This is a genomic window from Streptococcus sp. HF-2466, assembly GCF_015594645.1.
Lineage (GTDB): Bacteria > Bacillota > Bacilli > Lactobacillales > Streptococcaceae > Streptococcus > Streptococcus anginosus.
The window spans coordinates 363,049-377,519 of sequence record NZ_JADNQU010000001.1; the positions used below are offsets into that span (position 1 = coordinate 363,049).

11 protein-coding genes are annotated in these 14,471 nt (G+C 34.2%); 1 reads left to right on the forward strand and 10 read right to left on the reverse strand.

The window, feature by feature from the left end; genetic code table 11:
• Positions 1 to 67 precede the first annotated feature (67 nt).
• Complete coding sequence (gene ccpA / locus IYQ91_RS01840; RefSeq protein ID WP_003025161.1) at positions 68 to 1,072, reverse strand: catabolite control protein A; 1,005 nt, start codon at positions 1,070 to 1,072, stop codon at positions 68 to 70.
• 264 nt (positions 1,073 to 1,336) lie between these two features.
• Between ccpA and IYQ91_RS01845 the strand changes: the two genes are divergently transcribed.
• The gene (locus IYQ91_RS01845; RefSeq protein ID WP_195672902.1) at positions 1,337 to 2,419 is read left to right on the forward strand and encodes a M24 family metallopeptidase; all 1,083 of its coding nucleotides are present in this window, start codon (positions 1,337 to 1,339) and stop codon (positions 2,417 to 2,419) included.
• A 369-nt stretch (positions 2,420 to 2,788) separates the two neighbouring features.
• Here IYQ91_RS01845 and IYQ91_RS01850 read toward each other — a convergent pair whose 3' ends face one another.
• The 9 genes from IYQ91_RS01850 to IYQ91_RS01890 all read right to left on the reverse strand — a co-directional run bounded on the left by IYQ91_RS01850 (position 2,789) and on the right by IYQ91_RS01890 (position 14,459).
• Complete coding sequence (locus tag IYQ91_RS01850; RefSeq protein ID WP_195672903.1) at positions 2,789 to 5,251, reverse strand: alkaline phosphatase family protein; 2,463 nt, start codon at positions 5,249 to 5,251, stop codon at positions 2,789 to 2,791.
• 114 nt (positions 5,252 to 5,365) lie between these two features.
• On the reverse strand, positions 5,366 to 7,126 hold the full coding sequence (locus tag IYQ91_RS01855; RefSeq protein ID WP_195672904.1) for a rhamnan synthesis F family protein: 1,761 nt from the start codon (positions 7,124 to 7,126) through the stop codon (positions 5,366 to 5,368).
• Positions 7,123 to 8,415 (reverse strand): glycosyltransferase family 2 protein, encoded by a 1,293-nt coding sequence (locus IYQ91_RS01860; RefSeq protein WP_019770495.1) that lies wholly within the window; start codon positions 8,413 to 8,415, stop codon positions 7,123 to 7,125. The genes IYQ91_RS01855 and IYQ91_RS01860 overlap by 4 nt, the downstream gene beginning before the upstream one ends.
• Positions 8,408 to 9,610, reverse strand: coding sequence for an ABC transporter ATP-binding protein (locus IYQ91_RS01865; RefSeq protein WP_195672905.1), 1,203 nt, complete (start codon positions 9,608 to 9,610; stop codon positions 8,408 to 8,410). Before IYQ91_RS01865 ends, IYQ91_RS01860 begins: the two co-directional genes overlap by 8 nt.
• On the reverse strand, positions 9,610 to 10,416 hold the full coding sequence (locus IYQ91_RS01870) for an ABC transporter permease (RefSeq protein WP_080979203.1): 807 nt from the start codon (positions 10,414 to 10,416) through the stop codon (positions 9,610 to 9,612). The genes IYQ91_RS01865 and IYQ91_RS01870 overlap by 1 nt, the downstream gene beginning before the upstream one ends.
• A 2-nt stretch (positions 10,417 to 10,418) precedes the next feature.
• Positions 10,419 to 11,354: a glycosyltransferase family 2 protein gene (locus IYQ91_RS01875; RefSeq protein WP_195672906.1), complete on the reverse strand. Its 936-nt coding sequence runs from the start codon at positions 11,352 to 11,354 to the stop codon at positions 10,419 to 10,421.
• On the reverse strand, positions 11,351 to 12,499 hold the full coding sequence (gene cps2T, locus IYQ91_RS01880) for a beta 1-4 rhamnosyltransferase Cps2T (protein ID WP_195672907.1): 1,149 nt from the start codon (positions 12,497 to 12,499) through the stop codon (positions 11,351 to 11,353). The genes IYQ91_RS01875 and cps2T overlap by 4 nt, the downstream gene beginning before the upstream one ends.
• Before the next feature lie 107 nt (positions 12,500 to 12,606).
• Positions 12,607 to 13,458: a dTDP-4-dehydrorhamnose reductase gene (rfbD, locus tag IYQ91_RS01885; RefSeq protein ID WP_195672908.1), complete on the reverse strand. Its 852-nt coding sequence runs from the start codon at positions 13,456 to 13,458 to the stop codon at positions 12,607 to 12,609.
• Between the two features lie 74 nt (positions 13,459 to 13,532).
• A complete protein-coding gene (locus IYQ91_RS01890; protein ID WP_195672909.1) occupies positions 13,533 to 14,459 on the reverse strand; it encodes a glycosyltransferase family 2 protein in 927 nt (308 codons plus the stop codon).
• Positions 14,460 to 14,471 lie beyond the last annotated feature (12 nt).

The window sequence follows — 14,471 nt, forward strand, 5'->3', positions numbered from 1 at the left end:
AAAAAATAAAACCAAGAAGGGACATCGCATTATAAAAGCAAAAGAAAAAGACCTTACGGTCTCTTCCCTACTTCCTTGTTGAACGGCGCTCAATAAGGCCATGAGCTAATACCACTTCGCGTTCTTCTAGCTCTTCCTTGTGCATAATCTTAGTCAGCATGCGCATACTAATCGCACCAAGGTCATACAAAGGCTGACCAATAGTTGTCAAATTTGGACGAGTAAAGCGTGCTACTTGTGAATCATCGCTAGTGATGATTTCAAAGTCTTCTGGTACATTTACACCCTTGTCTGATAAACCATTTAACAGCCCAGCCGCCAGCTCATCACCAGTCACAAAAGCTGCTGTAGCTTTAGAAGCAATGACCCGTTCTGCTAATTGATAACCATCATCATAGCTGTATTTTGACTCAAAAACCAATCCTTCACTATAAGTAAGTTTAGCTTTCTTCAAAGCTTCTTTGTAACCAGCTAAACGAATCTTACCATTGATATCATCCACCAAAGGTCCGCTTACAAAAGCAATTTTTTGATTATTTTTCGTAAGACGTTCAACTGCATCCATGGTTGCTTGCTTATAGTCAATATTCACACTTGGTAATTGATGCTCCACATCAACTGTGCCTGCAAGCACAACTGGCGTCCGCGAACGAGAAAACTCGGAGCGAATCTTTTCTGTTAAATGATAGCCCATAAAAATGATACCATCTACTTGTTTTGAGAACAGCGTATTGACAACAGAAACTTCTTTGTCATCATCTTCATCACTATTGGCTAAGACAATATTATATTTGTACATCTCTGCAATATCATCAATTCCTTTTGCAAGCGTTGCAAAATAACTGCTTGTGATATTTGGAATGACAACCCCGACAGTTGTCGTCTTTTTGCTAGCTAAGCCACGCGCTACCGCATTTGGTCGGTAATCCAAGCGGTCAATCACTTCCAAGACTTTTTTTCTTGTATTTTCTTTTACATTTTTGTTTCCATTTACCACACGGCTAACGGTTGCCATCGAAACTCCCGCTTCACGCGCGACATCATAAATGGTTACTGTATCGTCTGTGTTCATGTTTCTTCCTTTCTATGTTGAAAATATCGTTTTCACATTCCTACCAAAATCATTTTATCACTTATTGGAAACACTTTCAAGCATTTTGATAACTTTTTGAAAAATCTTGTTCTTTAGGCAAATTTCTAGCAATTTTATCAATGATTTTACAAGAAAAATCTACCCAATCTGTGAAATTTTTGAAGCGACAAAAAAGTTCTTACTGTCCTCTTGATTTTTACTTGTTTTTTTGCAAAAATAGAGGAGTAGAAAGAAGGTAACAGAATGACCAAAATAAATCAAATTATTTCTTATTTAGAAACAGAGAAGACATATGTCGCCGTGGTTTCTGATCCTGTCACGATTAATTATTTAACAGGATTTTATAGCGACCCTCATGAACGCCAGATGTTTCTTTTTATTTTCACAAATCATGAACCACTGCTCTTTGTCCCAGCTCTTGAAGTAGATCGCGCTAGTGCGATTGTTGATTTCAAGGTTGTGGGTTATGTTGATTCTGAAAATCCATGGAAAAAAATCAGAGCAGCCTTGCCAGCTAGCAGTTTCCACAAAGTTGCTGTTGAGTTTGATAACTTGATTTTGACAAAATACAATGGATTGCGTACTGTTTTTGAACAAGCTGAATTTACAAACTTAACACCTTGTATCAATCGTATGCGTCTCATCAAATCATCCGATGAAATTAAGAAAATGTTTGTTGCTGGAGAATATGCAGATAAGGCTGTTAAGATTGGTTTTGAGACTATTTCTCTCGATAAAACAGAAACAGATATTATTGCTCAAATCGACTTCGGTATCAAGCAACTCGGATATGAGATGAGCTTTGAAACCATGGTTTTGACAGGTGATAATGCTGCTAATCCGCATGGCATTCCGGGTGCAAACAAAGTCGAAAACAATGCCCTGCTTCTATTTGACCTTGGCTGTATGGTCAATGGTTATGCCAGCGATATGACACGGACAGTTGCTGTTGGAAAACCAGATCAGTTTAAAAAAGACATTTACAATCTAACGCTTGAAGCTCAACGGGCAGCTCTTGACTTCATCAAACCCGGAGTAACAGCTCATGAAGTAGACCGCGCAGCACGCGAAGTCATCGAAAAAGCCGGTTATGGTGAATATTTCAATCATCGTCTGGGACATGGTATCGGTATGAGCGTACATGAATTTCCATCTATCATGGAAGGAAACGATATGGTTATCGAAGAAGGTATGTGCTTCTCTGTTGAGCCTGGAATTTATATTCCAGGAAAAGTTGGTGTTCGTATCGAAGACTGCGGTCATGTTACAAAAGATGGCTTTGAAGTCTTTACAAATACAAGTAAAGATCTGCTCTATTTTGATTAAAAACTAAAAAGAAAGCTAAAATAGTTGATTTAAGGACTGAAGCCTGTATTGGATTTAGTCCTTTTGTTTTGGGTTCTAACTTTGTTGTAATCATTGAATTAACTAATTCTAACTCGTTTAGTAATTAAATCTGTTTTCAAATCTATAAAGCATCTTAACTTTTAACATACCAAAGAAAATTTTATCGTTCTTGATGTCAATTTCTTTTTATGCCATAAAAAGATGAAGAATTCTTTTCGACAAAAAATAATGACAAAATCAATTTTACATATTGTTATATTCTATTCATAACTTATTTCATAAGAAAAAACTCCATAGTTGAATTTTTAGCCAACTATAGAGATTTGTAGAGCTACTTATTATAGCTTTTTACTCACTATGTACTTTAAAAAAATCTTTTGACAAATAGCCTTTACCAGCCACCATATCATACTGAATTAGTTTTAGGTCTTTTGCAATTTGCTGCCCTTCTACATCTAAATCTTTTTTATCAACACTAGCCTTATGCAAAACTTCTGTTAATAAAGCATAATAAGGGGACACTTTTGAATTCGTCTGTTCTAAAAGCAGAGCTGTGAAATCACTCGAATTTACAACAGGATAGTTTAACTTAGGAGTCTCGTAATTACTCCAGACAAAATAATCTGTTAAATATTGACTATCTGGGTTATTTTTGAAAGCTGACTGTGGATAAAGCCCTGGTAAATGATCTCCGTAAAAAACAACTGTAATCTTTTTGTTTATTTTTGAAAGTTGAGCCAGAAAGTCTTTTGTAGCAATGTCTGTGTGATATAATAAACGAGTATAATTGGTTAATTGGTCGTTTTCCTCGCTAGAGAAGTTTGAACTAGAAGCTTTAATATTATTTGGTTCTTCTTCTTTCCAAGGAGAATGATTTTGCATCGTCATAACAGAGAAAAATTGGTTTTGATTGTCTTTCATATTATCAAGAATTAACTGATAAGAGGAACTATCACTATAATTTACTCCCTGATAATGAACATCTAGTCCTTTTGTCAATAGACTAACAAATTTAGCATATCCTAAAGATTTATAAATAACATTTCTAGAATAATTTGTTGGAGCAGCCAAGTGGATAGCAATGCGATTCTTGCATTCAAATTGGTCACTGATGACAGGAAATTTATTCATTTTAGGAACAACTTCTGTATAAGCAACAGAAATACTAGGTGACAAATTATAAAATGGTAGACCGGTTAGCGATTGAAACTCCATATTTGCTGTTCCACCACCATAGCCATCTGATTTCATTAAGCCACTTGTAGTTTGATTCTTAATTTCTTGAATATTTGAAATAGGGTTTTGAGAAAGCTTAACCCCTTCAACACGAGCAGGATCAGAAAAACTTTCACTCAATATATAAACAACTGTTTGTTCCTCTATCTTATTCGTTCGTTCTGCATTTAAAATTTGAGAAGTTTTTTGATATTTTTGCTCAATTGCTTTAATTTTTTTGGCACTATAACCCTGTGGCTTATACATAGTACTATCTGATAGTTGCGATAACCATACAAATGCAAGTGAACGCGAACGAGCATTTACCGTGTTTCCATACCAAGTCAAATCTTCATAGTTATTAAGAACAGAAATTATAGGTATGTTTTCTCGGATTTTACCATCTTTTCTATTTGTAAATATCCCCACAATTGACATTAAGAATACTACTGTCAGCATCAAAACAGATAAGCGATATTTATAATTTGGTATAATCTTATTCGCCAATACTTTTTTTCTGAAAAAAATATACAAACTTACTATCACAAAAAGCCCTAATAAAATATATACTATATATGCAAAGCCATTAATAAATTCTAATAGTAGTTTAGGTTCCTTTAACCAAACAATATCACTAGGTAATATCGGTTCTTGACGAAATTGAAATTTGAGGCTACTCGCTATAGTCACCCCACTAATAATTAGCAAAATAAATATAGTAGAAATTAAAAAATGATTAAATACTAGATAGATAATTAAAAAAGTAACAAAGAAAATAATAATTTGAAACGGTGTTGCTCCTGTTGAAAGGCGAAATTCTGCATCTCCTCTTATGCTATTTTGTATTGTAAAATTAAAAATAATTGCAAACAGTAAACTTAACAAACTAGCAACTGAAAAACTAGCTTTATTTTTATAAATATCCTTTATTGCTTTTACTGAGAAAAAACTAGGAGTGATAAGTAAAATAGTTAAATAAACAAGTAATCCTATTAAAGAAAAGGCAAAGTAATCAGTTATTTGAAATTTATTATTAACAATAAATTTATTTAAAAAATTGCTCTGTTTAAGAAACTCTAATGTTTTACTGTCTAATAATATGAAATTCAATAATACTTGTGATAAAAAGAATGTTTCTAAAATATCATAATTTTTTTCATCAATTGCCAAACTATCTAAAAAATTTATATTATTTAATTTTGGAGTATATTTAAAAATAATTGCTATCAATAATGTCGGAATAATAAAAATCAAAGAGTTAAATTGCAATAAATGGTTAGTTTTAAAATCCCATAAATCATAAGAAGGTACAGTTAAGTGTATGGATATTTCTAGTAAATAAGAAAAAATTAAATATCCTACATAAATAAATAATATAAAAAAATATAATTTTTTATTTAAGAGCTTTGATACAATATACCCCAAACATACTGTGATTATCAATACACATAGTAATCCCAGTATCATATAAGAATTGACTGTCTTGCTTCTATTTTCTTCTAGTATAAAATTTAACCAAGCCCCTATTACATTAAAAAATAAGAAGCTGATTAACAATATACTAAATTGTCTATAATATTTAATTAAAAATTTCATAATGATTGCCCAATAAAATTGATTTATCTTAATTACTAAAAGACAAATCTAAGTAGTCTTTAATAAAGAAATTTCCTCAATGTTTGTTATAAGATAAAATCAACTTGAAAAGCTTCAAGAAATAATTCTTCTTTTTAATCTTCTCAGCAAATATTTAATAGCACTCCCTGGTCCACGATAGATATATTTCAGAGCGCCTTTAATACCACCAATATTGTCAAAATTTATATAGGTATTTGGTAAGGTATCTGGACGAATATTTAAAACGGTATTGTCCACAAAAGGAGTGATATAAATCTCATTTTTAGAGATTGCATAGTCATAACGTTGAGACCAAGCTAAATAAACTAAAATTCGCTCAATGGAATGTAGAATGGTATGTTGAGGCAATGGTTCTGCTGGAATATCAGCATTTTGCAAATTCAAATCAAATAAAGGCTTCAGAGCATCATATTTGAACCAAATAAAGGTTCCATAACTCATGATAAACGTATTTAATTGATTGAAATCTATAGATCGTTTAATATTCATTCGTTCCCAGAGCAGATTCATATCGTCTGCAAATTTATTTTCGTTCCACGGATCAACAATCTTTGTATAACGGAAAAAAGTTGGAATATCAGCAATAACTAAACCTAACCGTTCATCATTTTCCAAACTAGCTATAACTTTATCCGCCGGTTTGATTAACATATCAAAAAGTTCATTTCTCCATGAATCTCCTACCCAATGCGGATACTCTGGAGATTTTTTCGTATGAAAATGACCAATATAATCATATTTTGATAGTTCTTTTTTGAGTCTCAACATTGGAATAACATCACGACCGCGATTTCCAGTAATATAAACTTTGCCTACCTTACCACGTTCTGTTAGAATCTTCTCAATTTCTGCTTTCTTTTTCTCAGAATCTGTTGTCAAAAACAAATCATAATCAAAATGAAAATTTTCAAAAGCCGTTAAAAATGCTTCCAAAAGATCCACATAATAAGTATGGAGATGTACCGCAACTTTCTTTTGATTTGAATACTGAAGTTTATTATCTTTTAATACTTTTCTATCAAGCAAATATGGAGGCGTTGGTAAACTCATATCAGACATGTGAGATAAAATAAATTCTGTCGGATAATCTGATACCTGTTCAATTGCTTTCAGTAAGTAAGGTGATAAATGTTGCGTTAAATCAAACGTCTTTATTTTTATAAAGGGAACCTTATTATCAAGTAATACATGAGGATAGTGAATCGTAAAATTTGAATGATAAAATTGATCAGCAATTGGAACAGTATTTAATACTGCCTGATAATTAAAGCCAGCTTCCCTAAATATCTTTGTATACTTAGTTTCATAATTGTCAATAACCTTCTGCACATCTTTGTATGACTCAACATTTTTCCAAAAATCTTGAAAGGTAGAAGACTCAATTAAACATTTTTTATAAGACATAAAGTAAGACTGCAAATGCTCATCAATAAAAATATGGCCTGCATCAATTGCTCTGTGGTTAGTCATCCCCCAGAAGTCTACCGAATCATCTGCCTCATACTTTTCAAAATACGGAGTCATATCCCAGAGTGGTCCGAAACAAGTATCATTCATAGCTGTAATGCTATCGTAGTTTGTAAGATTATCAAACCCAATGTTGCTCATTCCTTCATGCCATGCGGCAAAATCATAACCCTGATTTTGTCGCTGGATAAATTGATCAATCAAGCCATCATTTTTTAATTGTTCAGCCACACTTTTATCTAGTTGACTATTTGAAATGAAAACCACTTTTGAAAATAATTGACGTAATTGTGTCAGTTGATAACGGACATGTTCACTAAATTGATTATATTTGTTGAAATGAACATATAGAAGTAAACGATTCACCTTTTTCTCCTAAAGAAATTAATTATTTTAGTTGGAATTGTCCAACGTTTTGAATTGATAGTTTTTAGATATTCTTGTTGAAGATTATCATATTTATCTTGTGATACCTTCATCTCATCCAATAGTCTCCGAGTCTCCATTTGAGAATCAGATTTTTCTTGTGCTAAAATTTTACCAATGTAGTCAGAAGCTACAATGTCATTAATATTATAACGCTTATATGATATCTTAACCGATATATCTTCTGCAGTTGGAATTTCAAAATCAATGAAGGGCGAAAAATCTTTAAAGACAATGGAAGAATGATCTGTAATAATTCCATTTGACAAAATTGGATTTAACTTTTTCCCACCAACCTCAACATAAAAATTTTGGTAAAAGCTAGGAATGTTGGATGGCTTCACCCTAAGTTTTGAATAGGAGTTAGTTAGAGATAATTCAAAGCTGTCAGAAAAAAGTATTGGTCTCCTATGAATTAGTTCCTCATTTTCACCCAAAGAATATACTTCTAGGTATTGCTCTTTTATAGAATGCTCAATATCTAGGTTTGTAAGTCTATTAAAATGAAATTCTAGAGAGTTGTTTACCTTTTCTGGGAATGTTACTAGATACTTACAAAGTATATACCGATAAGTTGAGTAATAAGCCTTATAGTTTTCGTGATTACTTCGAGAGTCTTGGTGAAGTCGATACTTTAAAAAAGCTTCCTGACAAGGACGTGCAACTAATTGATGATTTGCTATGAGATTTAAGAAAAAATCATAGTCTTCAAGTCTTTTCCGATTTAATTCTTCGTCAAATCTTACCTCGCCAATTGCTTTTGTTCTAACAAGGCTAGATGCATTAATAAAATTACCGACAAAAAGTTCTTCAAGGCTAAACTCTTTTGCCTCTAAAACAGTTTGACCTGTATAAAAGTCAACAAGTGAGGAATAAACTATATCTGCATTAGTAGTTTCTGCTTGGTTTACTAACTTTTCGATATAATCTTCTGGTATAGCATCATCACTATCTATGAATAAAAAATAATCACCAGTCAGTATATCTAAAGCCTTATTCCTAGTAATTACTACTCCACAATTTTCATCAGAATAACATTTGGTTTTCTCAAAAGGGGATGCCACTAAAGCACTATTTATGATACTAAGTGAATCATCAGTAGAACCATCATCAAAGACTAATAATTCAATATTCCTATATGTCTGTAAAAATATACTCTCAAGACAGTCAGCTATATAAGACTCATGATTGTAACAAGTTACAACCACACTAATCATTTTGCTATCCATTTATATTCCAAAATCCGTTTCTTTGAATCAATCCTGTGGCAGAATCTCGTCCAGATTTATCATCTAAGGCCAAATCATTGCGATTAATGACAATAATTGGAGTATTAGCCGAATCTGAATAAGAGATCATTTTTTTACTCTTATCACGAATCGAAACTTCTAGCTTCATTTTTATGTCATTTACTTTCTCTAATTTGCAACTATAGACACATTCTTTATGACCTCGTCCTTTAGTCATCGTATCCATGGAATTATCATTATAAATCCAAATATTTCGATCAAGGTCTGTCAGTGAGAATGCAATATAGGTTTCGATATCATTTAAAACTTCATAACTAATCCGAAAACGAATTTCTTCTGATGGTGTGATTTGTGCTCCAGATAACAATTCTACCTTGAGACTTTTCACTTGGGTGTCCTCTACCATTGAACCAGATTCATCTTTAACTTGATTAGCATTATCAAAACTATACTGATTCGCAACATCATCAGAATTTCCAATCGCCTTAATCAAGCCATCCTCAATCAAAACAGCTTTATTACAATATTTCTTAACAGCGCCCATATCATGCGTAACAAGAATAGTTGTTTTCCCAGATTTTTTTCGTTCTAAAAAATAATCGTTACACTTTCTCTGGAAAGCTTCATCACCGACTGCAAGAACTTCATCAAGAATAAGAACATCACCTTGTGCTTTAATCGCGACTGAAAATGCCAAACGAACCTGCATTCCGCTTGAATAATTCTTCAATTTTTGATTCATGAATTCATGTAATTCAGCAAAATCAACAATGTCATCGTACATAGCATCAATTTCTTCTGTTGTAAAACCAAGCATAGCACCATTCATATAGACATTTTCCCGTCCAGTTAATTCTGGATTAAAGCCAACACCAAGTTCAATAAAGGAAACCATTTTCCCATTGACTGTGACTTTTCCTTTCTCAGGAACATAAATTTGCGAAATGATTTTTAAAAGAGTAGACTTTCCTGAACCATTACGACCCACAATCCCAAAGAAATCACCTTCCTCAACCTCAAAGTTAATATCTTTTAAAACATGTTGTTCCGTATAGCCTTTAATCCCCTTAAAATAATTGACTAAATTGGTACGTAAACTTTGCGTTGCTTCAGTAGGAAGTTTAAAATACTTGCTGACATGATCAACTTTTACTGCAATTTTTTTATCTGACATTATAAAATCTCCGCGAATCTCTTAGCATTTTTGTGGAAAATATAATACCCAATTCCAAAGATAAAGAAAGGAAGAATGTAGGGCACCATAGCAACACCTTTATGACCAATTAAATCCCAGCCACGCATGCTTCCTGAAAAAACAATATAGTGCCGCAAATCTTGAATGATCTGTGCCAAAGGATTTAACATCATGAGTTTTGCAATTGTCACTTGACCACGTTGCAAAATAAAGGTAAGAGAGTAGATAATAGGTGTCGCATACATTCCTGCTTGCATCACTACTTCCCAAATCGGACCAATATCTCTATATTTAACAAATAACGTCGCTAAAATAAAAGCGATTCCTGTTGAAAATAAAATCAATTCAACAAATAACGGAATAACTGTAAACCAGCCCATTGATACTGCTACTCCATTAACTAAAGCAAAGATGAAAACAACCAATAAATTAATAGAGTAGTTAATTGCTGCACCAACAACTGAAGAAATAACAATGATCTCTTTTGAAAAGTTAAGTTTTCGAAGCAAATCACCACGAGCAACAATAGACATCATCCCCATATTTGTAGCTTCTGAAAAGAAATTCCAAGTTACCATACCAACTAAAAGACCGATAGCATAGTGTGGTGTTCCATCATCAAATCTCAAAAATCGAACAAATACTAAATACATAATCGTAAACAAAAGTAAAGGTTTCAAAATGGACCATAAATGCCCAATCAAACTTCCTTGATACCGTAATTTAAAATCTGTTTTAATCATCTCGCGTAAGAGAATCATATTTTTTCGACTAAATAAGTCCATCATTACTCCTTATAAGCAAATTTTGTAAGAATTAGGGTTGTAAAGACAAAAGTGTGGAAGGCGCGATTCTTTCGATAGCCATATTTTTGAAGACGACGCAAGCGTTCCATAAACGGGACTTCCATGATTGTCACAAAATTTTCAATCAGTTCTTTATTTTGAGTAGCCAAAGGCAAAGCTAATAAATTCCTTGCTTGTTCTTGGCTATCTTGAATCAATTTCCAATATTTTGCGAAGAGAATATGCGGGCGAATCCAATTCTGCATTCTTTTTCTGAGGGTTCTTGCACCTAAAACATTATTGGAATGTTGCCGATATAATTCACTTGGTTGGTCTATATAGACTAAATGACCAAAAGCTGCTGCCAACAAAGCCAAATACCAGTCATGCATGAGAAGATCATGAGCTTCTTGGCCTGTCCATAAGTCAGCCAGAGCTTGGTTAATCATCGAAACGCCACCTGTAACAGTATTTTCTGTTAATTCTTGGAGCAGTTCCGTGTTTGCATGGTCAGACTGTGTACGAATCATACTTTCATGTACGACATTTAACTCTTGATCTACAACTTTTAAATCCGTGTAAACCAGCAAAGGCTGACTGGTATCGTGTTTAATCGCTTCTTCTAGCTGCATTTCTACTTTCTCAGGTAGCCAGACATCATCTTGATCGCTAAAAAAGTAAATATCTGACTCTTGATATTTCAAAAGATAAAAGAAACTTTTGATAACACCAAGATTTTCAACGCTATCAGGATTCACAAAATGAATGCGATTATCTTTTTGACAAAAATCTTGAATAATCTCACGCGTTCTGTCTTTAGAACCATCATCTCGGATTAACAGCTGCCAGTCTGTATGGGTCTGCTGCCGAATACTTTCAATTTGTTCTGCTAAAAACCGTTCACCATTGTAGGTGGACATGAGAATAGTCACTTTCATGATAAAAATAATTCCTCGTATTCACCCACAATTTTTTCCCAAGTGTAGTGTTCTTTCATGTTTTCTTTCGCAGCTTGACCTAGATCTGAAAAGTCGGACTGTTTATCTACCTGATGAATGCAATCAACTAGGCTGTTTTCTTTCTTATCCCAGTAAAGAGCTGTTTCTTTTGCCACTTGTCGGTTAAAGTCCACACCCAAGACCAAATTCAAATCTGTCTGAGTTAAGGCTTCTAAGAGACCAGGATTGGTGCCGCCGACCTCATGACCATGAATATAAGCAAACGCTTGATTGCGAATATACTTCAATAAATCTTGATCATAAACAGTACCGACAAACTTAATCCGCTCATCTCGGTCAAAATTTGTTTTTTGTTGTAGTTCTTCAAAATAAGCACTGCCTTGATGATTGCAGACAATCAGCAAGTCTCGCTGCGTCTGTGACTTCATAAACTCGTGAATGATGATTTCATAGTTATTTTCTGGAACAAAACGCCCAACAATCAAATAATAATGTTTTTCTTTACTTGCACACGTGTCAAAAAAGTGTCGGACTTTCTCATCCTGAGCAGTTAAAGATGACAAGCGTAAATCGGTTCCATAGGCAATAAAAGTGGTTTTAGCCCACGGATAAGCTTTCTGGATATAGCTTTCAATTCCTTGATTGTCCGAAATCACCAAATCTGCATGCTTGGTCATCACTTTTTCAGAATATTTGAGGTACTTTTGAACGGGCTTAGACCACTTAGCACGTTTCCACTCAAGTCCATCAGGATTGATATAAAAGATACCATCAGCATGGTGAATTTTTCGAGCAAAAGGTGCGATAAAAGCTCCGATTGTATTTCCTAGGATATAGAAAATAGGACGCTCAATCTGTTGTTGCTTGACTAATGTAAGTGCGTAGTTGATTGCCATCATATCATAAGCAATAACACGAGCTGGACCAAGTTTTGGTGCTTTAATCGTAAAACAGTCTACGCCTTTGTAATCAAAATGATGATAAGCTTCATCATCTGATAAACAAGCTACATGGTATTGGATTTGAGGAGATATGCGGTTCTCCACTAATTTCTCAACAAAGGTTTCAAATCCACCATATTTAGCAGGAAGGCCACGACTTCCTATGATGAATACATGTTGCATGATTTTCCTCATTTCAAGATTTTGCAATCTAATCTATTATATCACTTTATAAATCGTTTGTGTAACATAAAATAGAAAAGAAAAGCAACCTTTCGGCTGCTTCTACCTTATTTCTTTCCTTGTTTATAAAATTCCTTGAGGGCATCTTGCCAAGTTGGGATGACAAAGCCAGTCGCTTTGGCTTTAGCTAGGCTCATGGTAGAATTGAGTGGTCGCTTCGCTTTCGCTGGAAACTTACTAGAGTCTACTGGCAAAACTTCGACATCTGTATCTTTTAATATTTCTACTGCAAAGTCATACCAAGTCGTATCTTCTGTGGCATCATTCGACAAGTGATAATAGCCAAATTCTTTTTGGTTTTCTGCTAAGTACGTCATAAATTCAGCCAACGTACGCGTCCAAGTTGGACGACCATGTTGGTCATTAACAACCGTCAGGGTTTTATGTGTTTTCGCTAAATTTTGCATAGTGAAAACAAAGTTCTTTCCATAATTTCCAAAGACCCAAGCTGTGCGGATAATGTAGAAACGGCTAGAATATCTCTCAACCAATTCCTCTCCCATGCGCTTCGTGCGACCATATTCTGTCTGAGGGTCTGGTTGATCATCTACTTCCCATTCCTGCCCAACTGGCTTATCTCCAGCAAAGACATAGTCTGTAGAGATGTAAACAAGTGTTGCTCCATGGGCTTCTGCCGCTCTTGCGACATTCTCTGTCCCGGTCACATTGATGACATAGTCCAGTTCTTTACCTTCGTCTTCTGCTGCGTCTACAGCTGTATAGGCAGCGCAGTGATAAACCAAACTTGGCTTCACTTCTGCAAAAACCTTCTCTACCATTTCGGCATTGGTAATATCCATTTCTGTCACGTCAACTGCCACATACTCTTCATTGCGTTCATCTAAAAGATAACGAAGTTCTGTCCCAAGTTGTCCGTTAGCTCCTGTAATTAAAATCATCTGAAATTCCTTTCTGAATAATAAACATTCAATGAATTTATTATATCAAAAAAAGCATAAAAAATCTGGTTTTTCTACTCGCTCTTTTCTTTAATAACATAAATTGGCCTTTTTTTAGTTTCCATGAAAATTTTTCCAATGTATTTACCAAGAATGCCAATTGTCAACAACTGAAAACCACCTAGAAAAAGAATAATCGAAACCATAGAAGGCCAGCCAGCTGTAGGATCCCCAAAAATCAAGGTACGAATAATGACAATAATGATAAGGAAAAATGCCAATAAGCAGGCAACAATACCTCCCCAAAAAGCTATTGTCAAAGGAGCATCTGAAAAGTTTATAATCCCTTCTAGAGAATAATTCAATAATTGCCAGAAATTCCAACTGGTTTTTCCTGCAACTCGCTCCACGTTCTTATATTCCAAATATTTTGTTTTAAATCCAACCCAAGCAAAAATCCCTTTGGAAAAACGATTATACTCAGAAACCTCTAAAACAGCATCTACCATCTGTCGACGCATGAGACGGAAATCACGCGCTCCATCTACCATCTCAACTTGGCTAATTTTATTAATCAATTTATAAAACATCTTCGCAAAAAAACTACGAATCAGAGGTTCTCCCTCGCGTGTTGTACGACGCGTTCCTACGCAATCCAATTCAGCATTTTCATCTAGCATATTTTTCATTTGAATCAATAATGCAGGTGGGTCTTGCAAATCCGCATCCATGACAGTCACTAAATCACCAGTTGCACGTTTGAGACCCGCATACAGAGCTGCTTCTTTCCCAAAATTTCTCGAAAAAGAAAGATAACGAACACTATTATTTTTCTGACTGAGCTCTCGTAAAATAGATAAAGTTCTATCTTTTGAGCCGTCATTGACAAAGATATATTCAAAATGATCATTTATCTGAGATTTAATTTTTTCCATTTCCGCATAAAACAACGGAAGCGACTCTTCCTCGTTAAAACAAGGAACGATGATTGAAATTGTCATTTTAGCCTCCTT